Annotated in this window: 22 protein-coding genes and 1 tRNA gene; 8 read left to right on the top strand and 15 right to left on the bottom strand. The window is 49.5% G+C overall.

All coding sequences use genetic code 11. From position 1 onward, the window contains the following. Positions 1 to 119 precede the first annotated feature (119 nt). A complete protein-coding gene (locus B5D63_RS28850) occupies positions 120 to 1,640 on the top strand; it encodes an OmpP1/FadL family transporter (protein ID WP_159456207.1) in 1,521 nt (506 codons plus the stop codon). An 85-nt stretch (positions 1,641 to 1,725) separates the two neighbouring features. Here the strand turns inward: B5D63_RS28850 and miaA are convergent, their stop codons facing one another. The 5 genes from miaA to B5D63_RS28825 form a co-directional block, all read right to left on the bottom strand. After that, a complete protein-coding gene (miaA, locus tag B5D63_RS28845) occupies positions 1,726 to 2,616 on the bottom strand; it encodes a tRNA (adenosine(37)-N6)-dimethylallyltransferase MiaA (protein WP_262488177.1) in 891 nt (296 codons plus the stop codon). Positions 2,617 to 2,647: 31 nt separating this feature from the next. After that, positions 2,648 to 3,226: an IS1096 element passenger TnpR family protein gene (locus tag B5D63_RS28840; RefSeq protein ID WP_078672325.1), complete on the bottom strand. Its 579-nt coding sequence runs from the start codon at positions 3,224 to 3,226 to the stop codon at positions 2,648 to 2,650. A gap of 107 nt (positions 3,227 to 3,333) precedes the next feature. Next, a complete protein-coding gene (locus tag B5D63_RS28835) occupies positions 3,334 to 4,770 on the bottom strand; it encodes a CCA tRNA nucleotidyltransferase (protein WP_078672324.1) in 1,437 nt (478 codons plus the stop codon). Between the two features lie 57 nt (positions 4,771 to 4,827). Then, a complete protein-coding gene (locus B5D63_RS28830) occupies positions 4,828 to 5,397 on the bottom strand; it encodes an L-threonylcarbamoyladenylate synthase (protein ID WP_078672323.1) in 570 nt (189 codons plus the stop codon). Positions 5,398 to 5,407: 10 nt separating this feature from the next. Further along, positions 5,408 to 6,535 (bottom strand): glycosyltransferase family 4 protein, encoded by a 1,128-nt coding sequence (locus tag B5D63_RS28825; protein ID WP_078672322.1) that lies wholly within the window; start codon positions 6,533 to 6,535, stop codon positions 5,408 to 5,410. Between the two features lie 86 nt (positions 6,536 to 6,621). Between B5D63_RS28825 and B5D63_RS28820 the strand changes: the two genes are divergently transcribed. Together B5D63_RS28820 and B5D63_RS28815 are read left to right on the top strand one after the other, a co-directional pair. Then, positions 6,622 to 7,434 carry a 2,3,4,5-tetrahydropyridine-2,6-dicarboxylate N-succinyltransferase gene (locus tag B5D63_RS28820; protein ID WP_078672321.1) on the top strand — a complete coding sequence of 271 codons (813 nt, stop codon included), beginning with the start codon at positions 6,622 to 6,624 and terminating at the stop codon, positions 7,432 to 7,434. 112 nt (positions 7,435 to 7,546) lie between these two features. Then, positions 7,547 to 7,630, top strand: a tRNA-Leu gene (locus B5D63_RS28815). 394 nt (positions 7,631 to 8,024) lie between these two features. On the opposite strand, the gene B5D63_RS28810 is transcribed toward B5D63_RS28815, so the two are convergent. Together B5D63_RS28810 and B5D63_RS28805 are read right to left on the bottom strand one after the other, a co-directional pair. Continuing rightward, the gene (locus B5D63_RS28810; protein WP_078672320.1) at positions 8,025 to 8,603 is read right to left on the bottom strand and encodes a hypothetical protein; all 579 of its coding nucleotides are present in this window, start codon (positions 8,601 to 8,603) and stop codon (positions 8,025 to 8,027) included. A gap of 226 nt (positions 8,604 to 8,829) precedes the next feature. Next, positions 8,830 to 9,219, bottom strand: coding sequence for a YybH family protein (locus tag B5D63_RS28805; protein WP_078672319.1), 390 nt, complete (start codon positions 9,217 to 9,219; stop codon positions 8,830 to 8,832). 143 nt (positions 9,220 to 9,362) lie between these two features. Between B5D63_RS28805 and B5D63_RS28800 the strand changes: the two genes are divergently transcribed. Then, complete coding sequence (locus B5D63_RS28800; RefSeq protein ID WP_078672318.1) at positions 9,363 to 9,713, top strand: winged helix-turn-helix transcriptional regulator; 351 nt, start codon at positions 9,363 to 9,365, stop codon at positions 9,711 to 9,713. Here the strand turns inward: B5D63_RS28800 and B5D63_RS28795 are convergent. Further along, entirely contained in the window at positions 9,694 to 10,161 is a 468-nt protein-coding gene (locus B5D63_RS28795; protein WP_078672317.1) for a hypothetical protein, read from the bottom strand. The genes B5D63_RS28800 and B5D63_RS28795 overlap by 20 nt on opposite strands. A 38-nt stretch (positions 10,162 to 10,199) precedes the next feature. Between B5D63_RS28795 and B5D63_RS28790 the strand changes: the two genes are divergently transcribed. Then, on the top strand, positions 10,200 to 10,727 hold the full coding sequence (locus B5D63_RS28790; RefSeq protein ID WP_078672316.1) for a hypothetical protein: 528 nt from the start codon (positions 10,200 to 10,202) through the stop codon (positions 10,725 to 10,727). A gap of 198 nt (positions 10,728 to 10,925) precedes the next feature. On the opposite strand, the gene pafA is transcribed toward B5D63_RS28790, so the two are convergent. The 6 genes from pafA to B5D63_RS28760 all read right to left on the bottom strand — a co-directional run bounded on the left by pafA (position 10,926) and on the right by B5D63_RS28760 (position 20,304). After that, positions 10,926 to 12,539, bottom strand: coding sequence for an alkaline phosphatase PafA (pafA, locus tag B5D63_RS28785; protein ID WP_078672315.1), 1,614 nt, complete (start codon positions 12,537 to 12,539; stop codon positions 10,926 to 10,928). Then, complete coding sequence (locus B5D63_RS28780) at positions 12,536 to 13,822, bottom strand: purple acid phosphatase family protein (RefSeq protein WP_078672314.1); 1,287 nt, start codon at positions 13,820 to 13,822, stop codon at positions 12,536 to 12,538. The genes pafA and B5D63_RS28780 overlap by 4 nt, the downstream gene beginning before the upstream one ends. A gap of 13 nt (positions 13,823 to 13,835) precedes the next feature. Next, positions 13,836 to 15,305 carry a SusD/RagB family nutrient-binding outer membrane lipoprotein gene (locus tag B5D63_RS28775; RefSeq protein WP_078672313.1) on the bottom strand — a complete coding sequence of 490 codons (1,470 nt, stop codon included), beginning with the start codon at positions 15,303 to 15,305 and terminating at the stop codon, positions 13,836 to 13,838. 12 nt (positions 15,306 to 15,317) lie between these two features. Next, the gene (locus B5D63_RS28770; RefSeq protein ID WP_235021646.1) at positions 15,318 to 18,566 is read right to left on the bottom strand and encodes a SusC/RagA family TonB-linked outer membrane protein; all 3,249 of its coding nucleotides are present in this window, start codon (positions 18,564 to 18,566) and stop codon (positions 15,318 to 15,320) included. 115 nt (positions 18,567 to 18,681) lie between these two features. After that, positions 18,682 to 19,647 (bottom strand): FecR family protein, encoded by a 966-nt coding sequence (locus B5D63_RS28765; protein WP_078672312.1) that lies wholly within the window; start codon positions 19,645 to 19,647, stop codon positions 18,682 to 18,684. A 63-nt stretch (positions 19,648 to 19,710) separates the two neighbouring features. Then, positions 19,711 to 20,304 (bottom strand): RNA polymerase sigma-70 factor, encoded by a 594-nt coding sequence (locus B5D63_RS28760; protein WP_159456206.1) that lies wholly within the window; start codon positions 20,302 to 20,304, stop codon positions 19,711 to 19,713. A 460-nt stretch (positions 20,305 to 20,764) separates the two neighbouring features. Here B5D63_RS28760 and B5D63_RS28755 point away from each other — a divergent pair, with 460 nt between their 5' ends. The 3 genes from B5D63_RS28755 (at position 20,765) to B5D63_RS28745 (ending at position 23,375) form a co-directional block, all read left to right on the top strand. Beyond that, entirely contained in the window at positions 20,765 to 21,664 is a 900-nt protein-coding gene (locus B5D63_RS28755) for an EamA family transporter (protein WP_078672310.1), read from the top strand. Positions 21,665 to 21,666: 2 nt separating this feature from the next. Further along, positions 21,667 to 22,206: a prolyl-tRNA synthetase associated domain-containing protein gene (locus tag B5D63_RS28750; protein WP_078672309.1), complete on the top strand. Its 540-nt coding sequence runs from the start codon at positions 21,667 to 21,669 to the stop codon at positions 22,204 to 22,206. A 170-nt stretch (positions 22,207 to 22,376) separates the two neighbouring features. Beyond that, on the top strand, positions 22,377 to 23,375 hold the full coding sequence (locus B5D63_RS28745) for a hypothetical protein (protein WP_078672308.1): 999 nt from the start codon (positions 22,377 to 22,379) through the stop codon (positions 23,373 to 23,375). 25 nt (positions 23,376 to 23,400) lie between these two features. Here B5D63_RS28745 and B5D63_RS28740 read toward each other — a convergent pair whose 3' ends face one another. Next, positions 23,401 to 24,849 (bottom strand): SNIPE associated domain-containing protein, encoded by a 1,449-nt coding sequence (locus B5D63_RS28740; protein WP_078672307.1) that lies wholly within the window; start codon positions 24,847 to 24,849, stop codon positions 23,401 to 23,403. Positions 24,850 to 25,084: the final 235 nt, after the last annotated feature.

The following is a 25,084-nucleotide window of genomic DNA, read 5'->3' as shown; positions in this document are numbered from 1 at the left end:
CTGTCGCAGCACGTTATTCATCAGACATTCTGCCAATACATCTCAATTTTTAAGTATATAGAATTATGATTAAAAGAATTTACCCTCTTTTAGGAGGACTCTTTTTATCCGTTACCGCAATGGCGCAGAGCTCGAATGACGCTTTGCTCTACTCCCCCAACCAACCATTCGGGACCGCAAGAGCACAATCACTGGGCGGAGCAGGCATTGGCCTGGGCGGCGACTACTCCTCAGCACACACTAACCCTGCCGGCATCGGCATGTTCAAGACCGGCGAAGTGTTCATTTCCGCAGGATTAGGCCTCACCAACAACAATTCCACCTATCTGGGCAACGGGCAGCTGGACAACAAGGGCAACAAGACCAATTTCCAGATACCCAGCATCGGCGTGATCTTCGCCTCCAACAAAGGCACGGGCGACAAAGCATGGAACAATGTGAGCTTCTCCCTGGGCTATACCCGCCTGGCCAACTATAACAATAAAATAGTGGTGGCCGGCTACAACGACAAATCTTCTTTCTCCGATACCTGGGTAGACCAGATGTGGTACGCGGATTCCGCGGGCATCGTCAACGACTATCCGCTGGGCGGCAGCATCGGCTACCGTGCCGGCCTGATAGACCGTTTCCGTCATCCTGACGGCGTGGTGGACCCGATGAGCAACGCCTCCCCTACCCGCCCCACCGGCGGCCTCACCGCTATCCAGCAACGGGGCATCCTCGAAACACGGGGAGGGCTGAACGAATTTGCGTTCGCCGTAGCCGGTAACTATGGTAACCGCTTATACATCGGCGGTAGCATCAACGTACCTAATGTGAACTACCGTGAAGACTTCACCGTCATGGAAGACGACGCCACCAACAACGGCGCCAATCAGCCCAACAACGATTTCGGTTACTTCGATTACCGCCAATACCTCAGAAGAACAGGGATCGGTATCGGCGCTAAAATAGGCGTACTGTACAAGGCCACTCCCCGCTTCCGCCTGGGCGGCGCCTTCCACACGCCTACCTACTATAGCCTGCACGACAGCTATACCGCCGACATCGACGTTAACACCGAAAACTACCTCGGCAAACAATATGCACATTCCGACAACGTAACCGGTGGTTACCCCGTGGAATTTGACTATAACTACGTGGCACCGCTCCGTGCCATGGCCGGCGCCACCTACTTCTTCGGCGATATCACCCACGTGAGCAACACACAGGGCTTCATCACCGCAGATTACGAATACGTGAACCAGTCCTCCGGCAAATTCAAAATGAGCGACTACCGCGACGACGAAAAAGCGCTGAACCAGAATATCGGCGCCATCTATAAAGCCGTTTCCAACGTGCGGGTGGGCGCCGAACTGAAATTCGCCACCCTCTACGCCGTAAGAGCCGGTTTCGCCTGGTACGGCAACCCGTACAGCAATGACGAATACAACGCCAACACAGACGCTTCCCGCAAAGTGTACAGCGCTGGCTTCGGCTACCGCAACAAAGGCCTGTATGCCGATCTGGCCTACAGCTATACACAGGGCAATGACCGTTACCGGCTGTACACCAGCACCACACAGGGATTAACACCTGCTGCCGCTACGCTGGATTACAACAGAAGCAACGTAGTACTGACACTGGGACTGAAATTTTAATAGCTGCCCGAAGTAATAAAGAAAAAGCTGGCCGTAACGGCCAGCTTTTTTTATGCGAAGTACTTGTCTTTGGTTTTATGCCCGATCAGGAGGGTTGTTGCAATTGTTGCTGCAGCCAGCTGATGATCACTTCCGGATAGCGGGGATCGAACCAGTGGTAATCCGGGTCTTTACGGAACCACGTCAGTTGTCTTTTGGCGTATTGCCGGGTATGTGTTTTAATGTCTTCCACTGCTTTATCGAGGGACAGTGTGCCGTCGAAGTAGTCAAATATCTCCTGATAGCCTACCGTACGCAGAGCATTATGTTGCCGGAAAGCTTTTACGCTTTCCACTTCTGCGAGCAGGCCGGCGTCCATCATCAGGTCTACCCGTTTGTGGATGTTTTCATGCAGCAGTTCTTTCGGCAGGTTGACGCCTATTTTGATAATACGGAAGTCCCGCTGCGCTTTAGTGGCAGTACGAAAAGTAGTGATGGACCTGCCGGTCGCATCGAGGACTTCCAGTGCGCGGATGAGGCGTTGCGGGTTTTGTGTTTCCGCAGTGGCATAAAATGCCGGATCGCGCAGCTGCAGTTGTTCCTGGAGCCACGCGAGGCCGTTTTCCGCATATTGTGCGTTGAGTTGTTCCCGTATGCCTGGCGGGATGGCCGGCATATCGTCTATTCCTTCGCAGAAAGCGCGGATATACAGGCCGGTACCGCCGCACAGGATGGCGATGTCGTTGTCGCGGAAAATATCGCGGGCATACTGCAGCGCCAATTGTTCGTAGATACCGGCATTTACTTCTTCCCGGATGGAGTGGGAGTTGATGAAATAGTGCGGGGCGGCTGCCAATTCCGCAGTGGTAGGTTTAGCCGTACCGATGCTGATTTCCCGGTAACACTGCCGGGAGTCGGCAGAGATCACCGAAGTGCGGTATAACTGCGCCAACCGTATAGCCAGCGCCGTTTTACCGGAGGCCGTGGGGCCTGCTATGATAATGACTGTTTTCAGGTTAGATCAGTTACTAGTAGTTATTTTCATCTTCACTGCCGCCGCCGAATTCGTCAGCGCCGTCATTGTTGGTTTCTTCTTCGCCTTCTTCCCCGAAGCCTTCTTCGTCCATGCCTTCTTTGTTGAGGTCATATTTTTCTTCCATTTCCACGAGTTTGTCGCCTACGAGACCTTTGGTACCGTATTGGCTGGGGGCCAGGCCTTCCTTGCGTACGCATACCGGGTAGGTCAGTTTAGCGTTCTCATCTTTGGAAACGCCGATCAGTTCAACGAGGAATGACCAATTTTTGGCAAAATCGTAGAGGTAGATGAATTTCTGGTTGGGCGCTTTCACCGCGGCGGCGATGGTTGTTTCCGCCATCAGCAACGGCTCTACTTTACGGGGTTGCTTATCTTCCTGCAGGATGATTTCCCGGCCTCGTTGCCAGTTATCGTTGCTACGGAAGAAGGTGGCTCCATGTTTGGTATCAAATTCAAAAGCCTGCAAAATGGCCGTGTGTAATGCTAAAAAAGTCTGATTCGGCTTAATGGAAATGTCTCTGTAAACACTTTCATCTTCTTCCCAGTATACTCTGAATTTCAAAACCGGCATGACAATTTGGTTATAAGTTAGATAAATATATTAATTCCCAACGCATGGTCAAGGGCGCTGATAACAATTAATCGTTTCTTAATTCTGGTTATGTAAAATTACCAATTTTATTTAACTGGGGTAAGGTCCAGGGCTTTTGCTTTTTCCAGCATAAAAGCGTAGGCGGCTTCGTAGGTGTTTGCGATTTCGCCGTCGAGGATAGCCTCCCTGATGGCGTTTTTAAGGTCGCCTACTACGCGGCCGGGCTTCAGGTCAAACGTCTCCATGATCATTTCACCGGTAACGGGGGGTTGCCAGTTGCGGATACGATCGCTTTCCTCCACTTCCTTCAGCCTTTTGCGTACCAGTTCAAAATTCTCCAGATAACGTTTCACCTTGGATTTGTTTTTGGAGGTGATATCGGCTTCGCACAGCATCATGAGTGATTCGATATCGTCGCCGGCATCGAACAGGAGCCTGCGGATAGCCGAGTCCGTTATATTCTCTTTGGTGAGGCTGATCGGGCGCAGGTGGAGTTCCACCAGTTTCTTGACCAGCTTCATTTTATCGTGCAGGGGTAATTTGAATTTGGTAAAGATACGGGTCACCATCTTCCCTCCCACCGCATCGTGTCCGTGGAAGGTCCAACCGTGGCCCGGTTCAAATTTTTTGGTGGCGGGCTTGCCGATATCGTGCAGCAGTGCGGCCCAACGGAGCCAGAGGTCGCGGGTATGTACGGAGATATTATCTACTACCTGCAGGGTATGATAGAAATTATCTTTATGTCCTTTCCCTTCATACATCTCCACGCCTACCATGTCTGTCATCTGGGGGAAGATGATTTTGAGCAGGCCGGCTTTATAGAGCAGGTCGAGCCCCACGGAGGGTTTGGGGGAGAGCATGATTTTATTGAATTCGTCGGAGATCCTTTCCTGGGTGATGATACGGATGCGGTCCGCATTTTCCTGGATGGCTTTAAAGGCATCATCGGCGATGGTGAACTGCAGCTGGGATGCAAAGCGGATGGCCCGCATCATGCGCAGGGGGTCGTCGCTGAAGGTTTGTGCCGGTTCCAGCGGGGTACGGATCAATTTTTTGTCCAGGTCTGCTATTCCGCCGAAGGGATCGATGAGAGCGCCGTAGTCGGCCTCCCGGAGGCTGACAGCCAGGGCGTTGATAGTAAAATCGCGGCGGTTCTGGTCATCTTCGAGGGTGCCGGCCACTACTTCCGGGTTCCTGGATTCCCGGCGGTAGCTTTCTTTGCGGGCGCCGACGAATTCGATTTCGAACTCGTGCCATTTCACCTGGGCGGTGCCGTAGGTTTTAAAGAAGCTGACGGGTATGTTGTCGCCCAGCGCAGCAGCCACCTGGTGTGCCAGGGTGATGCCGTCTCCCACGCACACGACATCCATGTCTTTCGTTCTTCTTCCCAGTATTTTATCGCGTACGAAGCCTCCGATCAGAAAGGCCGGCACCCTTAGCTCGTGGGCTGCCAGCGCAATCTTCTCCAACACTTTCCGTTCCTGCAGGGAGCAGGGAATGTCTAATGGCTTGCTGCTGATCATATTAAATTTTTGTTCCTTTCGCTGAAATCAGGGCGCAAATGTAATAAATAATGCCGTTTAATCCCGGATTATGGCTATTGATCCGTCTTTTCCTATCCTGATAATCCTGGAAGCCACGCCGGCAGCGGCTTCTTCCTGCCGGTATTTCACCACATAATCCACGCCGTTAACAATAGCGGGGGACACGTCCCGGAAACTGGCAGGGCTGGGTTGACCACTGATATTGGCAGAGGTGGACACCAAGGGTTTCCGGAGGCGTTTGAGCAGGTGGCGGCAGAAAGTGTCCTTTACGATGCGGATAGCCACTGTCTGGTCGTCGCTGATGGCGTTGGCCGCGAGGCCGAGGGCGCCTTCGTAGATGACCGTTGTAGGCCGGTCGAAACCTGCCAGCAGCTCCGCCATATCCGGCCGTGGGTTGGACACGTAATGCAGCAGGTCCCGCACATCAGGCAGCAGGATGACGAGGCTTTTGCTTTCGTTGCGTTGTTTCAGTTCATATACCTTTTTCACCGCTGCTTCGTTGGTAGCGTCGCAGCCGATGCCCCAGATGGTATCCGTGGGATAGAGTATGAGTCCGCCGCTGCGCAGTACCGGCAGGGCGGCATTAATATCTTGTTCAAAATCCATGGCAGTTCGTTTATTTGTCCAGGTCCACGTACACTTTCATCATATCCGCCGCACATTGTTCCGGCGTAAAGCGCCGGGCGTGTATCCATCCTTTGCGGCGCATGTCTTCTACCAGTGACGGTTCCGCCAATATGCGGCGCATAGCGCCGGCGATGTCGGTTATGCTAAGCGGATCAACGTAGAGCGCAGCATCTCCCCCTGTCTCCCCAAAACAGGAGCCATGGGAGGTGATCACCGGCGTGCCACTCCAGAGCGCTTCCAGGATGGGTATGCCAAAACCTTCAAACACAGAAGGATATAACAAGGCAGCAGCACCCTGGTAGAGCAGCGGTAACGCGCTGTTGGGCAGCCGTTCCTGTTCGTTGAGCCATATCACCTGTTGAGACAGGCCGTTGGCCGCCAGGTATTCCTTCACCTGCTTCTTGTAACTGCTTCCGTTGCCCAGTACCACCAGTGGCACATTCATGGCGCCTTTCAGTGTATTCATCGCCGTTACGATGCCCAGCAGGTTTTTCCTTTCAATGACCGAGCCAACATACAGAAAATACTGTTCCGGCAGGTGGTAACGGCTGCGAAATTCTTCTATTTCAGCACCGGTATGCGGCACTGCAAATGCGGGGTCACAGCTCTGGTATACCACTTCTATTTTATCCGGATCGGTATGATAATAAGTGATGAGGTCCTGCCGCGTCTGTTCGCTGATGGCCACTACTTTATCTGCTTTTTCGCAGGCATAGCGGGCTTTGCGGCGATAAGTGAGCACATCGATGGGGTTGTATTGCCGGGGATACCTTTCAAAGATCAGGTCATGCATGGTCACCACCGATTTCACGCCGCTGCCGGGGATACCGAAGGGGATTTCATGACTGAGGCCGTGGTACAGATCGATCCCGTACCGCTGCAGGTCCTTTACCACATAGCGGCTCCGCCAGGCCGATTTAAACCAGCGGTGCCAGGCTTTTCCAGGTAATATCACCGGGATGCCCGGTGCGTTGTACATATCTGTTTGTTTAGGAGCGAACAGGAAATACTGGTGCTCCGGGAAGCCAGCTGCCAGGGAAGAGATGAGGGTCCGGCTGTAGTTGCCCAATCCCGTATCATTCTGGAAAGCACGCTTGGCATCAAAACCAATCTTCATATGTTGCGAAAATACGAAGTCCCGCGAAAGAAATTCGTTATTCGTTATTTCATTTATTAGATATTACTTTTGCGAAAAAAGCACCAATGGATTTACAACAACAAATACAGGCTGCCTGGGCTGACAGAAGCCTGTTGCAGGAAACGCAGTATACCGATGCTGTAAAAGCAGTGATAGAAGCAGTAGACAAAGGTAGCCTGAGAGTAGCGCAGCCTACAGAGAACGGCTGGGTAGTTAACGAGTGGGTGAAGCAGGCTATCCTGATGTATTTCACCATTCAGCCGATGGAGACCATGTCTGTTCCTCCGTTCGAGTTCTACGACAAGATGAAGCTGAAGACCAACTATAAAGATCTGGGTGTACGCGTAGTGCCACATGCTATTGCCCGTTATGGTGCATATATCTCCAAAGGTTGTATCCTGATGCCTTCTTATGTGAACATCGGCGCTTATGTAGACGAAGGAACGATGGTAGACACCTGGGCTACCGTAGGCTCCTGCGCGCAGATCGGTAAACACGTACACCTGAGTGGTGGCGTAGGTATCGGCGGCGTACTGGAACCGCTACAGGCCAGCCCAGTGATCATCGAAGACGGTTGCTTCGTAGGTTCCCGTTGTATCGTAGTAGAAGGTGTGCACGTAGAGAAAGAAGCCGTGCTCGGCGCTAACGTGGTACTGACCCAGTCCACCAAGATCATCGACGTGAGCGGTCCGGAGCCGATCGAATACAAAGGCCGTGTACCTGCCCGCAGCGTGGTGATCCCCGGTACTTACACCAAGAAGTTCCCCGCCGGCGAATACCAGGTGTCCTGCGCGCTGATTATCGGTCAGCGTAAAGCTTCCACCGACCTGAAGACCAGCCTGAACGACACCCTGCGTGAGTTCAACGTGGCCGTATAATATCCTTGAGAAGCAATAAGTTAGCTTAACTTATTGCTTCTTTTTAAAATAAATTTGGTTGGTAATATAAAAATCCTACCTTTGCAATCCCTTTAACGAGGGACACAGCCCTGCCCAGATGGCGAAATTGGTAGACGCACTGTGTTCAGGTCGCAGCGCTCGCAAGGGTGTGCTGGTTCGAATCCAGTTCTGGGCACGTAATAGGTTGTAAGTATTTGACTTACAACCTATTTTTTTTGTGTCAATGTCGTTTTTGTACGCTTTTATCCGCTTCTGCCCACTATTGCCCACTATTTGCGACACAACATTGACACACCTAATCCTTAGCTGGTAGTGGAACACGACGAGCATGTTTGTCCCCAGCTGGTTTGATAGCCGGCATGTCAGGGACTGGTTTTAAAATATTGGTTCGCCACTTAAATCGCTCCTCCGGGAAACTGACTATATTTATTTAAACATCCTTGTGTCGCCTTCTTTAGCTGTTGAAACCTTATTGAACGATACAGAAGGTCGGGGTGGATTTTGACCACTCAGATTTTTTAGTATTTACACGGTTTATGAGATAGGGTCGTTGTAAGGCGTAAACAATATCATTCATTATTCTCAAAATATTTTTCCCAAATCGGATCACTCCAAAACCGCGTGTCATCAAAGTTATATTTGTATTTATATTCCCCATTCACTTCTCTAATTGTAGCGAACTGGGTAAAATACATGTCTTTAATAGCTTCTGATGCCTTTTCCCCGTCGTAGAAATTAATTATATTGAATGAGTCCATCCACTCTAATTTGAATTCATCTTTTTGTCGTATACCGAGATAACAAAAGGCATTATAATACCAATTATAATTCTTAGCAGGCATAAGCTGTCTGTGGATTGGATTCTTTGTAAGAACAAACACTATCACCTTTTGATGGTCGTTATTATACAGTATAGAATCAATTTGCAGCGTTGTCGAATCATAATATTCAGCGCTATAAAAGGACTGTTCATGTTTGGTCATGAATTCCCTTATCTGACGTGCTAATACGTCTTTATCCTTCACGTAGCTATCTGTGTCCCTCTCTACAGTATTCAGAAACGCTTTAGGTGTGCGTATTCTCTTTTCAGTGCAGGAAAGGGCTATTAAACCGAATGTAAAGAATATAATTAACTTATGCTTGATCATGTGTTTTCACTTGAATTCCCGTTTTTACCGATCTGGTGCCATAGACAGCGTACCGCACAAAACAAATATAGAAGGAATAATTCCCATAAATATACGCTTCCGATAGATTTCAACATAGGTTATTATGCACACTGCTGTACCATGGGCAATTCCAGTTCCAGTACGAAAATGACCCAACCAAGGTACCTTGGTTGGGTCATTGACTTTTCCGCGTATCCCTGATGAATTAACTGATATTATGTGGGTTGTCAATGATACAACGCCATATGCCATCTGCTCCTTTACGCACCACATCTGTGGAAGTACCTGCGTATTTTGTGGGGTTTCCCGCTTCATCTGTATAGTCAAATACCCAGTCAAGAATAAGCAATGCTATATCCTCATTGACTAATGTATGCCTTGTTCCTCCCGATATCTTTCCCTTTAAAGCAAAATACGGTTCCAATGCGCTTTTTAATGCCGCTCCCCGGGCAGTTTTACCCGGACTCGCAGCAATAACCGCATCTTGTTCATAATAAGCGTTGATCAGATTGTCAACATTCCCCTGGTTGTAGTAGTAAATGAACACCTCTGTTGTTTTATCCGGAGTTGTCGCTATTGGCGCTTCCTGTATCATTTTATTGTTTATTATTGGTGAATAGATCTGGTACTTTTGAATAAAATATCTGAGGCCTCAATACACCAAAACTATCTACTTTTACTTTACAAAAGATAGTAGTATACCAAAGTATAGTAACTTTAAAAACAGCGTTCAAACAAATGAAAAAAGCGTCAATAGAAGAATGTGCCCGCTCCATCCTACCTATCAGGGATGTGTTGGATATTTTAAGCGGCAAATGGAAGCTGCAGATACTCATGCTGCTGATGTTCGAAAAACGAAGATTTAAAGATTTACAACAGCTTACGCAAGGTATTACTCCCAAAATGCTTGTTAAGGAATTACGTGATCTTGAAATGAACCAATTGATCACCCGTAAGGTGTACGATGATTCACCAGTTTATATTGAATATGCCATCACTCCCTATGGAAGGACGCTCAAAAAATTAATCCTTGAAATGGAAGACTGGGGTAAAAAACACCGGAAAAGAATCATGATGAGGGCATCTTAGAAAAACGGAAACAGGGAGATTTAGCTCGTGCCAGATGCATTTTCCATCCACTCCTCAAAGCTACTTTCCAGCTTCTTCCTTTCTCCGGAATCATGCATATACACCCATACGGAAAAGTTTTCCCGGGCATCCAGATAGAGTATATATCTCCTTCATCTTCGGCGATGGCAACAAAAGTCGTTGCGTCATCCACTACGCCGCATTTAATTTCCATGTAGGATATTATTATCTCCCATGCACTCCGATTGGCCGACGCACCATTGACAACCACCTGCTCCGCCAACCGTTGTTCGCCCCAAAAGAACCAGTCAACACCCCTGCTCTCCGGGAATTCGTCTTTGTATTCATTATAAGAGACAAAACAATAGTCATCTATTTCATTCAGAAAATGCTTATAGCGCCCGGGAAGTTTCTTACTAATTTTGATTTCTATATCGTCAATGATCATATATTTGGCGTTCCAATTTTAAACCATAAAAATAAGACATGAAGCTACAAGTTTTTTGTATTGCCTTCTTTTTAGCCTTGTTTGCATTTCACCCGTTGTCTGCCCAGCAAAACAGCCCCTCGCTACCTGTAAAGAAACTATTTACCTTACTGGACAATCCCAACAGCCCGGTCAACCAGGAAGACCAGTGCTTCAAAGAAGTAGACGGCATGGACATCCTGAAGCTGAACAAACCCAATATCAAAACGTACTTAAATAACCTCAGGAACACAGGCCTCTTCTCTCCTGCTTACTTAGCGGAAAAAGAAAAATATTACCAGGAGATGGAGAAATACATCAAAAAAGATGGCTACGCCAGCGGCAGGGACAGTGACGAATACACCCTGAGCCAGGACCCGCCGGAGCATAAGGAAGTACTGGCTGTGCTGCAAAAAACGACGCCCGTAATCATTGGTAATACAGCGACCATCACCCTGCGCTTTAAAAATTACCCTACCTATAAACTCATTTACAAGCTGGTAAAAGTTAATAATGACTGGCTGATTGATGGTATTCGGTCGAATTAAGCCGGTTTATTGAAGGGTTATAAAAAAATGACCGATGTAGTGAGTACATCGGTCATTTTTTTATTGTGCCTGTAACGCCTCCTCAATCCTCGCAGGTGTTTTGTCCTCACTGGGCCTTCCTTCCGGCTATTTTTTCTTTTAAAATAAAGTATTTTTTTCGGGACTATCGTTGGTTATTTCCGTCTTATGCGCGGTTTATTACTTTCCCATCACCTCGGTTATCACCTTCCCTGTACTTCCGCCCGGCATCTGTATCCGCAACAGGGCACATACCGTGGCTGCAATATCCGTCATCCCGATATTTCTATAACTAACGCCATGGCTGATCCCCCAGCCGAACCATATCAATGGGATATGGGTATCATAAGGGTACATCGTTCCATGCGTTGTCCCCATGATGCTGCCGTTCTTCACGCCCGGCGCGGGTATCACCATCATGTCCCCGCTACGTTTGGCATGCCAGCCGTTGAGGTAAATATCATTGAATAGAGCAGGGAGATAGCCGTTGTGCATTTCTTCCGCGGTCATCACGTCGGCGATACCGGGCATAGCTTTCAGTTGCGCCTTTATCAACTGCTGCACCGATGCCAGCGGTACGCCGGCCTTACGGATAGCGGCCGTATCGAGGTACAGCTGCGAACCGGCGTCGGAGAGGATGGCTTTAGGCACGCCCAGCTGCTTGCTGATGGCTTCATTAAGCGCGGCCGCCCGGCCTATTTTCTCGGCCCTGCCAGGCAGACGGTGGTCCTGCAGAAAGCCTGGTGAATTGATAGCGCCGTGATCTGCGGTGAGAAACACAAGGTAGTCGTTGCCGTAGCGTTGGTCCAGCCAGGTGAGGAATTCGCCGAGTTCTTTATCCAGCCGAAGGTACATGTCTTCCATTTCGATGGCATCGGGACCGAAGCTATGGCCGGCGATATCCGGGGTAGAGAAGCTGAGCGCCAGCATATCCGTGGCCGTGCTGCCTAAGGCATATCCCTGGATAGCCGCCTTTGCAAAATCCAGCGTCAGTGTGTTGCCCAGTGGCGAATATTTGAGCAGACCATAGTCTTTCCCTTTGTTGAACTGATGGATGAACACCGGCTTATCTTCTCCCGGCAGAGGCACCTCATAGTGTTTATCATCTGCCGTGCTGGCGGTATAGGAAGCAAGCGGGAATAATGTTTTCCACGGCTGCTGTATATAGCTGGCAGCACGTTGCTCTTTGTTGAAAGCCGTTGCCCATGCAGGCAGACTGTCCATATACCAGGAGCTGGTGATGAAATTGCCGGTGGCGTCGTCGTACCAGAAGGCGGCGTTGGCGCCGTGGCCGGCGGGCAATATCGCCGCCCTGTCTTTCAGCGCGATGCCTACTACTCTGCTCTGAAAACCAGTACCGATACGTAGTTCGTCTCCGATGGTGGTGCTCATCAGGTGGCGGGGCGACATACCGCCTGCTGTGGGTGAAGCACCTCCGATCGTGTTGACCGCGCTATCGTACACACAATAAACGGACTTCCCCGTCTGACGGTCATACCAGTCGTTGCCCACAATACCGTTCATTGCGGGACCGGCGCCGGTGTATACTGCGGCGTGGCCGCTGGCGGTAACGGACGGTACATAGTCGATCATCGTTTGCTCGCAGCTGAACCCTTCCCGGAGCAAACGTTTAAATCCCGTATTGCCGTAACGGTTATAATACCGGTACAGGTAGTCCCACCGCATCTGGTCTATCATAATGCCTACGACCAGCTTTGGCCGTTCCGGCTGTTGCGCCAAAAGGCTGTTGCCGGCAAGGAGTATTGCCAGCAACAGTGTAGTATGGGTTTTCATGAAGGTCTGTTGTCTTTGAATTTGTTAAGTTTACCGGCGCGTTTCTCCAGCACAAAGGCATCGAACAGCTCACCGGTGGCGAGATAGGCCCTGAAGTCAAGACGGTGCCGATCGATAGTGATGAGATGGTACATCTGCAGATGCCCGGTAACGATATCGGCCCATTCCATTTTCTCGTAGTCATACATTTTGGACCCGCTTACAGACACCACATAGGCGGTACCGTAAGGAGCAACCTGCTGCATTCCCCTGCCATAGGCATGATCATGTCCCTGCAGCACGATGTCTACCTTATACTTATCAAAAAGCGGTTTAAACCATGTTTTAACTTTTTCGTTGCTCCTGCCTTTTTTTGTAGAGAAAACAGGATGATGCATGGTTACCACGGTCCACGGGTGCGGGTTGGATACAAGCGTTTGCTCCAGCCACTGCTGCTGCGCATGAAGGAGCGAATCCGAAGTGGCTTCTTCCATCATCATGGTATTGAGGCTGATAAATCGTACGCCCTGTATGTCTGTATAAAAAACGGAGCCTTCCAGTTCATCGAGGCCGGTGCCATTTTCCGGCAGGGTAAACTGCTTTTTCCAGTGAACGGACAGGTGCGGTAAACCATCTTCGTGCGTGTATTCGTGGTTGCCCGGTGTTACCAGCGACGGTACGCTCCCGTGGATATACCCGCCGGCTTCGAACCATTGTCCCCATTCATCGTCGTTGTTGGCACGGTTGACAAGATCACCGGCATGGATGATCAGCTGCGCGTCAGGCAACTGTGCATAGGCTTTCCGGACCACGCGGCTCCAGAAAGGCCTGATGCCCACCTGCGCATCGCCCAGATAAATAAAGGACAACTTCCCGGCGGCGGCGGCCGTGCGGAACTGGAGCCATTCGCTCCAGCCGTTATCGTTGCCCACGCGGTAGGTGTACAGCGTATCCGGCTGCAGTCCTGTCAGTATGAAGCTATGATGACATACATCCGGCAGCGGCGCCGCTTTTGCAGTGACCCGCGTAGCCTTCGCTGCAAAGGCCGGACGGGCGTCTGCTGTAGCGTATTCCACATATGCCGTGGCAGCGGTGTTTGAACGCCAGGTGATGGCCGCCATGGTAGATGGATCTTTTGTAATATTCAGAATAATCCGGTCAGGAACGCTTGACGCTTTGTAAGCCCCTCCTTCCACCGGCGCCGCCACCGCAGATAATACCGGTGTTCCTGCCAGCGGCAGCAAGGCGCCGGCTTTCAGTATCCCTCCCAGGAAATTCCTTCTCCCTAATACTTTCTTTTCCATATAGCAATCGTTCTTATCTCAGGTACCACATTTTTGTGTTGATATCATCCGCGCCAAATACCTTAATAGCCGCGTGATAGTTGTCCAGGTTCACATCCTGCTCCGTCATAGGCCAGGCATATCTTACCGGGAAAGTCTTCTGGAAAGCCATCGGGCCAACCACAAACGCCGGGTAACCGGTACGACGGAAATCAAACCATCCTTCGGCGCCACGGAATGTCATGGCGATCCATTTCTGGGTGATCAGCTGCTCCAGCGTGCCATTGTATTTCACGATGGACTGCTCATAGTACTTACGCTGTTGCGCTTCCGCCTGCACGCCATAATATTCCATGGAAGATCTGATGCCGCTGTTATACATGTCCTCTGCTGTAGTACCCGCCATGGTCACCTTGCCGGACTGTATCGCTTCCGCGATAATGAAACATACTTCCGCATACAACATCAGGCTGGCTTTGTAGGTGGCCGGCTTATTCTGTCTGAAGAAAGAAGACAAAGTAGACTGGTGTGCTTCACCTCCGTTATAATCGCCCGGGTTCGTATAGGCGTGCGGGATACCTACGTATTTATTTTTGTCGATGGTGGCGCCTTCTGTACTGCTCACCGGAGCGATCCACAGTTCCAGCCTGGGGTCATTACGGGACAACAACGCATCCACCAGTTCCTTGCTGGCCTTCGTTTTCTGAAAATCATTATCAATCATATTCAGCGGTCCGCCGGCCCAGCTGTCATCTTTTTTCACTCCCAGATAACCTACTTCAGCATTATCGGCGTTACTTTCCATGACCGGGTAGTCTGCTTTATTGTTCAGGATGGTCTGCATCTCTGTCCAGGCAGCGGGATAGTTTTTGGAGCAACGGAGCAGCATCCGCAAACGCAGGGAGTTAGCCAGTTTACGCCACTTCAGGGCATCTCCCGCGAACATGGCGTCAGCCTTTGTGTCAATACCGGCGCCATTGTTTTTCAATTCAGCGTTGGCTTCTTTCAGCAGATTCAGGAGACTGCCGTAGATATCTTCCTGTTTGTCGTAGGTAGGTTTGATGTTACCGTTCTCCACTGATTGCAGTGCTTTCGAGTAAGGCACATCTCCGTAGAGGTCCGTCAGGTAGGCGATGTTAAATGCCATCAGCACTTTGCCCGCCGCCACGTAGGCCGGTTGTTTCATATCGGCAGCTTCCTTTTGCATAGTCTTCACGATCATTGCGCGCTGGTAGATGTCCGACCAGTCTACGGCCGTCCAGCGGAACAGTTCATAATCGTTATTCCTGATCAGGGTGATGTACCTGCCCAGCGCTGCCGGTCTTCTGGCAAATCCGTTCTCCGCATACGCATAGGCTGTTTGGGTGATCGCTTCTGTCAGATGGTATTCCGGCCGGGTAACGGACGGATTGTTGGGGTTGGTATTGATATCCCCGAAGTCTTTCGTGCAGCCGGTAAACGTTAGTACCGTCAGCAGACCTATCATTATTTTATATGGTTTCATGATATGAATGAATTAAAAATTGCAACTCAGTTTAGCGCCATAAGATCTTGTTCCCGGCAGCGTCCAGTGGCCTACGCCCTGATAGCGCTGGTTGGAGAGGCTCATCGTAATTTCCGGATCATAGCCGTTATTGGCTGCGGTCCAGGTGTACAGGTTATTACCGATCAGGGAAAGTGACAGGTTGCTGAGGAAAGGAATACGACGCATCACATTACGGCCGAAGGCATAGGTAACGGACACTTCTTTCAGCTTCACGTAAGTGGCGCTGTAGGTTTCGTTCTCGTAGTATTTCCAGTATTTGTTATCGTAATAATCGGCAGCGGCGATGATGACATCGTTGGGCTTGTAGGTACCGTTTCCTTTGTCGATCACCCCTTCCATGAGCATACCGTCGTCGCGCTTAACGCCGTTGGCGTCTGTCCAGGTAAGACCGCCATGTGCTGCATCCCTTCCATACAGCGTATTCGTGGTACGACCGTCCTGTATAAGGCTTTTGGCCACATAAGAGTAATAGGACCCGCCCTGGCGCCAGTCGATCAGGAAGTTCACCGTCAGGTTTTTATAATGGAAGTTGTTGTTGAAGCCCACCATAAAGTCCGGGTTATAGTTACCGATCTTCACCAGTTCCGGGTCTTGTCGCTGCAACCCGTTACTGTTCAGCAGGGCTTGTCCGGCGTAGGGGCCTTCTTTTACTTTCACCCAGCTTCTGCTATAGAAATCTCCCATTTTGGTGCCTTCTTTTATCAGGTAGACGATATTGCTGCCGTCGGTGCTGCCCAGCATGTAGCTGGTCACAGCGGGTGTGAGCGAGATGACCTTGTTCTGGTTACGGGTAAAATTGATATCAGACTTCCAGGTGAACCTTCCCTTTACGGGCACGGTGTTCAGTGCTATCTCCCAGCCGCTGTTCTGGATATTGCCCGCATTGATGAGCATACTGCTGGCGCCGGAGGCGATGGTGGTGGGCACCTGGATGATCTGGTTCCTGTTGTTGGTTTTATACCAGGTAACGTTCAGGCCTAAACGGTCTTTGAAGAAGCTGACGTCCAGCCCTCCTTCGTAGGAAGTGGCGATCTCCGGTTTCAGCAGGCTGTTACGCTGGCTGAAGCTGATGGTGGCGCGTTTTACGGTGCCCCAGTCGGTATCGAAAGGTACGGTATTGAACAGCTGATAAGGGTCGGTGTCAGCGCCTACCTGCGACCAGTTGGCTCTTAATTTAAGGTAAGACAGTTGCCGCCATTGGATGTTCAGCATCTCTGAAAGAATAGCGCTCACAGATACGGAGGGGTAAAAATAGGAGTTGTTGGACGCAGGCAGTGTGCTGCTCCAGTCATTTCTCGCAGTAAGGTTCAGGAAGAGATAATCATTATAGCTGATCTCACTCATCCCGTAGATGCTGTTGATACGTTTATGCGACCGTGACTGTGTGTTGATCACCGATCCGGCAGCTGCATTTGAGAGGTTGTAGATGCCCGGCAGGGTAAGGCTTCCGGCTGACTGCTGGTTGGACTGCTGCTGCTGGTCCATGCGGTTGCCGCCTACGGCGACAGAGAGTTTAAAATTATTTTTCAGTTCCGGTTTGTAAGTCAGCAGGAAGTCGCTGTTCTGTTCCCTGAACTGACTGTTTCCCAACACGAAAGCGCCTTTAGGGTTTCTTTTCGCGCTGAACGGCCGTTTCTGGTCTTCCGACAGGGAATAATAATCCAGCCCGGTGCGCAGCATCAGGCTCAGGTCTTTCCGGAGGTCCAGCTGCACCTGTACGTTGCCTGTGATACGGTTACGGTTATAACTGTTGGTTTCTTCGTAGGCGATCAGGTATGGGTTATCGTCGCTGCTATAGGGATTGTACTGCTGCAGGTCTTCTTTTCCCGGTACCCAGTAGTTGCGCAGGGCGTGGATATCTACGTTGGGCGCCAGTTTATACGTTTGCATGGTCACGCTTTCCGTGTAGGCAGAGGGGCGGTTATCGCTGGTGCTGTTCGTATAGGCGATGTTGCTGCTGACATGGATGGATTTATTGAGATGGTAGGTGCCGGAGAAAGTGAGGTTATTGCGTTTCAGGTCTGTATTGGGAACGATGCCCTGGTTCTGCATGTTGGCGTAGGAGATCCTGAAGTTGCCGGCGTCGCCGCTTTTAGACACGGCGATATTGTTGGTGATGGTGCGGCCGGTGCGGAAGAAGTCTTTCACGCGGTTGGGATAGGCTTTCCATTCCAGGGGCACTGGTTTACCGTTTTCATCGAGGGAGCTGTTCCACTGTACCAGTTTACGGCCGGTGTTCAGTTTGGGTCCCCATGCGGAAGTGCTGAGGGTATTATCTGTTCCGGCCCAGTCGCCGCTACCGAATTCGTTCTGGAAGTGGGGGAACATCCACGCTTTATCGAACATCGCGGTGGAGTTAAAGCTGACGCCGAGGCCCTTTTTGGCGGCGCCGGATTTGGTGGTGATGAGGATCACGCCGGAACCGGCGCGGCTGCCGTAAAGCGCGGCGGCGCTGGCGCCTTTCAGTACGGTGATGCTGGCGATATCGTCGGCGCTGATGTCGCTGATAGGGCTGCCGTAGTCAACGGTCTGTTTGCCGTCTACCGCCTGTGCGGGGTTCTGGATGGCGGGCGCCACGGGCACTCCGTCGATCACGTATAAGGGTTGGTTGTCTTTGCTGATAGAGGATTGTCCGCGGATGGTGACCATCACGCTGGAGCCGGGATCGGAGCCGGTGCTGCGGATGCTGACGCCCGGCACGCGTGCGGCCAGGCTGTTCATCACATTGGGCTGTGGTACATCGCTCACCTCTTTTGAAGAGAGCTGGGAGATGGAATAGCCCAGGTTACGTTCTGCTTTTTTGATGCCCAGCGCCGTTACCACTACTTCTCCCAGCGCTTTGGTGGAAGGTGGTGGCAACTCCATAGCAGGCGCAGCTGGCGGCGCATCCTGTTTTTTAACGGTAGGGGCTACACTGAGGATAGCGTAGTTATTCACGATGCGGCATTGTATGGACACGTCCGTAGCCAGCCAGCCGAGGGCTTCTTTCAGGGTGGCGGTGTGTTTACGGACGTTGACGGTACGGGATAGCAGGGCATTGACTTCTTCATCGAACGTTACCTGCAGTTGCTGCTGGCTTTTCATCTGCTGGATAAACTGCCTTACCGTCAGTGTGCCGCTGCTGAAATTCAGCGTGCGGTCCTGCTGCGCCAGCAGCCGGCTGCTGACCGACAGGAGAAAAAACAGCATCAGTATCCGATGCAATAAAAATGTTTTCATTATTTTACAATTGATTTTAGGTGCAGGTGGTTTATGCCTGCATTTCAGGTTACTTGGCTGACAAACCCGTCAGTTGCTATTTTAAGCGCCCCGTTGCACCGGGGCGTTTAATATTTCAGTAGATCACGATGGTATCTTTTTCCTGCCGGTACCGGAACCCTGCGGTCTGGGAGAGGATGTCCATTACCGCGGGCAGCGGCAGCTGTTTGAACTCTGCGGTGATACGCTTTTGCAGTAGTTCTTTTCCGGTGATACGGATTTTTACGTTATACCATTGCTGCAAGTCCTCGCAGACGGCATTTAATTTCTCCTGATCGAAGGTGAGCTGGCCGGTGGTCCAGCTGGTGGCTGCATCGGCGGCTACAGCAGCCAGGCGGAAGCTTCCGGCCTGTTTGTCGACGATGACCTGTTGCTGAGGCTGGAGATCGGTGAGCCGTTGACCATGGTAGCCTAACAGTCTTACTTTTCCGGAGAGGAGCGTTACGGTAAGCCGGCTCCGGTCATCTACCTCAAAAGCGGTACCCAGCACCTGTGTGGTATATTTCCCGGAGGTGACGAGGAATGGCCGGTCAGCAGCGGAGGTGATATTAAAAAAAGCGCGGCCGGAGAGGCGGACCTCGCGGATGGCGGCATTAAATGCAGGAACATAACTAATAGCGGAACCGGGGAAAATGGTGGCCTGGGAGCCGTCCGGCAGCTGCACCTGGCGGGGTGTTCCCGGCGCTGCGGTGATGGTGTGCCAGGCCAGTGCCGGCTGCCGGGGCCTGGGCTTAAAAAACAGCCATGTGGCCACTGTTACGAGCAACAGCAGCGTAGCGGCTGCCGCGATCTGCGGGTATAGCATCCGGCGTTGGGCAGTGATGCCTGCCAGGCGGCGGAACTGTTGCCAGTCATTATCAGAAGCCTTGTCAGGCGTTGCGGAACTGGCGCCGGCCCATGCTGCTTCCATACAGGCTTGTACAAACGCCGCGTCTTTACCGCTGACGATATATGCCTCAATAACCGCGCGGGTAGCGGGATCGGAAATCTTACCTTCGAAATAGCGGGTCAGCAGGAGGCTGTCCGGTTGAAAATCTGCCATAGTGATCGATTCATCCTTAAGGACGCCGGCCGATGGCTGGTCAAACTATTGAAGCAACCGGAATTAATATTCAGTTAACATTGGCACTAGTACAACGGCTGCCAGCATCAGGAAATCGGCGTAGTCGTGCAGTTCTCTCCTGATGAACTTCAGCGAGGCGGCGATATGATTCTGCACGGTGAAGATGGATACGTTCAGGCGCGCTGCGATCTCTGCATAGCTCATGCCCCGTTCACGGTTAAGGATAAACGCTTCCCGGCGGCGGGGCGGTAGCTTGTCGAGGCAAGCGTGGTAGCGGGTGAGCAGTTCCCGGTAGCTGACCGTTTCGCTGATGTTCTCGGTGGCGGGCGCCTCTTCTTCCCGGACGCTGAGTGTCATCAGCGTTTTTTTACGGCGCAGCATGCTCACCGTCTCATGGCGCATCATGGTAAAAAGGTAGCTGTTGAAGTCGTTGAGCGTGGCGATCCTCGATTTCTGCTGCCATACCTTCAGCATGACATTCATGGCCAGTTCCTCGCTGATAGCCGGATCATCGGTATAACTCATGGTATAGCGTTTCAGCCGGGGGAAATAATACTCGAAGAGTGGTTTAAATTGCAGGTCATTTCCGGCCAGCCAGTCGTGCAACAGTATTGGAATCAGCGTGGAGTCTTCCATCAGACAGCTCATTTTTGATGGAAGCAAAAATAACAGTGGAATATTAAGGGATTATTAACTCCCTTTTTTTAGCATTGCTGCCAATATATGTTCCCGGTATATGCCGGCCTATAATTATAGGCGGCTCCAAAGAGCAGCACCAGCCGCCTTTCCCCATTACCACACGGGTGCGTATGCTGCACAACCGGATAATGCTGTGATGAAACTACTACCTTGCGGGGCAGGAACAACCGATTTTTTTATTATCTTTAACGGATATATAAATATACTATGCAGCGTTTTTTCTCTTCCAATACACCTCCGCCGGTAGCCTAAGGGCTGAATAACCGGATAACGCATGATATTCCCGTTTGTATGACGGGAACAGATTTCCGTATGTTTTCCTTTCTGATATTTCAGGGTTGTTTAGCCTCTGCTCAGCACGTGGTTATTCTTTAGTATTTATCAGACAAATCCTGAAATGAAAAATTTTAAATATTCGCTCATGGTCTTGTTGGGAGGGATCATGTACGGAACGATGTCCTCGTTCGTAAAACTATCCTATGCATCAGGCTATCATGCCGCCGAGATTGCTTTTTCTATGTCCCTCATATCTGCGGTGCTGCTGGGGGTGGCCCTGTTGTTCTCCAATCGCAAGATTAACCGGGTGAAGTTGCGGGGGAAGTCAGCGATCTCATTGTTGTTAGTAGGAAGCCTTATAGGGCTGACGAATTTCCTGTATTACCTGTCGGTAAGTTATATTTCTGCGTCGCTGGCGATTGTGATCCTGATGCAGTTCACCTGGTTCAGTTTATTGCTGGAATGGCTTATTTTCCGGCAGCGGCCGGGCAGGCTGGAGCTGGCCATCGTGCTCTTTATCCTGGTGGGTACCGTTATGGCGGGCAACCTGTTCCAGGCGGAGGCTTTGTCCTTCTCCTGGCGGGGAATGGCTTTTGCCCTGGCCTCATCTTTCACCTATGCGGTGTATATTGTGGCCAATAGCAGGGTGGGCAAAGAAGTAAAGTGGCAGTCCAAAAGTACGCTCATTATGATCGGTTCCGCGTTGATAATTTTTATTGTCAATGCCCGCACGATCGTATCCGACAGTCATCTGAATTACACGTTCCTCTTGTGGGCAGTATTCCTCGCTGCGGTGGGAACCACTATACCCACTGCCCTTTTTGCCGCCAGTATTCCGAAAATCGGCGCCGCTACCAGCGCCATCCTGATGACGGTAGAATTTCCGGTGGCCGTTTTATGTGCCTATATTGTGCTGCATGAAGCCATCAGCCCGGTGCAGATAGCGGGCATTATCATGATGCTGGCTTCCATTGCGGCTATGAACTATTACAAATCGTCAAAAACAAAAAAAGAAAGTTGAGCATGTTTTATATCAGTGAAGTAAAAACTACGCCACCGGCGACCTTTAGGACAACTTTACAAGAGATGGTCTACCGCCTGTTGCAGGAGCAAAATGTACCGTTTGAGCGGGTAGACAACGATGAAGCCATTACCATGGAAGACTGTCTCATCATCAACCGCCAGCTGAACATGAAAACAGTAAAGACGCTGTTTCTGTGCAATCGCCAGCAGACAGCTTTTTACCTGTTCGTCACCACTGCTGACAAACCCTTTATCACCAAGGACTTCAGCCGCGTAATGGATATCCCCCGGGTATCTTTTGCCCCGGCGGAATTATTGGATAAGATGCTGGGCACCACCGTCGGCGCCACCACCATCTTCGGCGTACTGCTGGATAAAGACAACCAAGTACAGGTAGTCATTGACAAGGACGTGCTTTCCGAAGAAGGGTATGGCTGCAGCGACGGTACCACGACAAGTTATATGAAAGTCAGCATGGACTGGATCATGCAGGATTTCCTGGCATATGCCGGGCATGTGCCGAAGATCATTGAGATATAAGTAAAAAGCAAAAGGTTGTAAGTGCTACCTTACAACCTTTTCTATAAAAATATAACCCTTGGGCCTACCAACTTGTTAAACAGGGCAGCTATATACATAGGGGGTCTTTTTTAAATGCATACTTTTTTGTATTTTAGAAGTATTCTAATCCATTTTATCAACCCTTCACTATGACTACATTTAAAGGCGCGATCAGATCCTATACTGCTGCTGTCCGCAAAGCTGAAAGAGAACAACAAAAAAGAGCCCGTGAAATTGCTAAACAATATAAAATACAGCAACAGCAGCGTGAAATTGCAGATGTATCAACAGCAATAAGAGATTATGAAAATTATATTCTATTTATAAAGTCCATTCACAAAAACGCCTCTGAGAAACTTGACTGGTACATGGTACGACAAGAACCAGCCCCCGTCAAACCTCTTATGACCAAAGATCATGAAATAGCTGCAAGCCAAGATTTACAGCGGTACAAGCCATCTTTTTTCGATAAACTGTTCGGCACCGCCATCAAAAAAACTAAAGCACTGGAGTCAGCGGTAGCGGCTGCGAAAAAGAAAGACGCCGAATTATTCGCAGAAAATCTCAAACAGTATGAAACCGACCTAACAGACTGGCATGCGCTTCAAAGAATCTCCAATGGAATTTCAAACAGAGAAAGCAGCGCTTTCAGAGAAGCCTTACAGTTTTTTAAACCATTTGATGAAATGGACGAACTTGGATCCAGACTAACATTCAGTGTAACCCCGGACAATATCGTTGTAGATCTTCATGTAAACGGAATAAACATTATCCCCAATTACGTTTTATCACAAACCGCCAGGGGTAAACTATCAAAAAAGAATATGCCAATCGGTAAATTCAATGAGTTATATCAGGATTATGTGTGTAGCTGCGCGTTGAGAATAGCCAGAGAGGCCTTTGCGTACCTCCCTTTAAATCTCGTAGTGGTAAATGCCTCTACACAATTACTCAACACCAGCACTGGCAGGGAGGAAGAGCAAACAATTCTGGCAACGGCTATCAATCGGGATACACTGAACAAACTTAGATTTGAAATGCTTGACCCTTCAGACTCTATGACTAATTTCATTACAAATATGAAATTCTCAAAAACCAATGGCTTTTCTCCGGTTTCCAGAATAGAAGCTAGTACCTTACTGCAATAACTATCGCCCGGGACTGCCTGCAAACTTAAAGTAAACTTGAAGGGAAAGTTTGCTCATGAGACTGTTGACGGTCTACCTGCTGGCTCAGTCTTTCTAATATTACCATTGTTTCTCTATATTCTCTGGCTTCAGCCAGCTTTGTAAACATGATATCCGCATTTCCTTGCTTCTTTATAAATTCTTCTATTTCATCCAGACTCACATTAAAAAACTCTTTTCTATTATTCACTTTATTTATGCGCTTATCCTTAAACTGCTGATGCAGATCGTATTCAAGTTTTGGTGCATTCTCCGAGTAAATGATAGCATGAATATCAAACTGAAAAGGAACTGAAGCATCGCTAAGCTCTCTTACCCTGTCATGCGGATCTAAACGGCGAGTCATTCCAATTTTGAATATCTCTTCCCCGAAGGAGCCAATATTAGAGATAATATAAATATGTCCGGCTTTTGTCATCTGAGCCATAGATATTGCCCGTTCTTTTCTTTCATGCGCCTCTCTGAGCTGGTCTTCTAACTGCCGGACCTTATCATTTAAGGCGTTTAGCGCCCGAGGATCGTTGTTATTATTACTTATCTCCTGTCGAGCCTTTTCCAATGCTTTTTCAAAGCGCTTTTCTTCGTCTTCTGCGTCACGTTGTGCCTTCTCATAATCCCGCTGGGCCCTTTCCTCATCTCTTATCTGCTCTTTTATCCTACGCTGCTCCTCTTTTTCATCATTCTTTCGCTGCTCGTATTCATAATTCAGATAAAGCTCCTTCAATTTTAGCTCCAGATATCCTTCAGTAATACGGGTATGATGAGTTGCAGCCAACTTATTAATGTTTATGAAAGCAGCTTTAATGCGCTGCTCCATTTTAACGACGTTGTTCCATTTAACCTTCGCAATGTTAGCGTCAGATTCTCCATTAAATGCATACAACATTAGTTTGGAGTATTGTGCTATTAACTTTTGACCTTCTGCAACACTTCCTCCTACCGTCCATTGCTTACTACACAATACCGCCTTATCTTTAGCAATCAGCTCCTTTTGTTTCTGGTAGATGTGTTCCAGCTCCAGTTTATATTGTTCAGGAAACTCAAAACCATATTTAGGAACATACAATCCATAGTCTGCCAAATCAAGTGTATCCTGATATAGTAATACTTTTCGCTCCAGTTCAGCGTATACACCGCAGGCTACCTTATATTTTTCATTTAAGGCAGTTAATTTACCTTGAACATCTTCTAAACCCCTTACGCTCTCCGCAGATGCAAGCTGCCCGCCCGCTTCAGGAATGGAGCTTTCCATTAATCGTTGATTCTCTTCCCGTAATTTTGCATTACTATTCCGGATTAACAGCAACTTGTCTTCTACTTTCTTCAATGCTGCAGCGGAGGTTAGTAACTCAGCTTTTGTAGCATCCAGTTCTGTCTGGGTAATTCTTAAATCATTTTGTGCTATTTTGAGTAACTCATCATTATTTAAAGACATACCTTCAATACATATAGGTGGATAAATATTCCGGTTAATAAAATTGGGTAGATAACGAACTCGATAATCAAGTTAATGGAAAATTTGCAGTTCTCCAAGAGACCGTATTATCATCTCCACCCATTCTCCGTTACCTTCTGCCACAATAATTGTCCTGAAACTGTGTCGCTCCCCTGCTATGGCCACTCCGGGATTTACTGAAACGAGGCTGAAAATACGGCCTTTTTATGATTTA

It is taken from the genome of Chitinophaga eiseniae, assembly GCF_900167135.1.
GTDB lineage: Bacteria > Bacteroidota > Bacteroidia > Chitinophagales > Chitinophagaceae > Chitinophaga > Chitinophaga eiseniae.
This window is presented reverse-complemented; position numbering and strand designations above follow the sequence as displayed.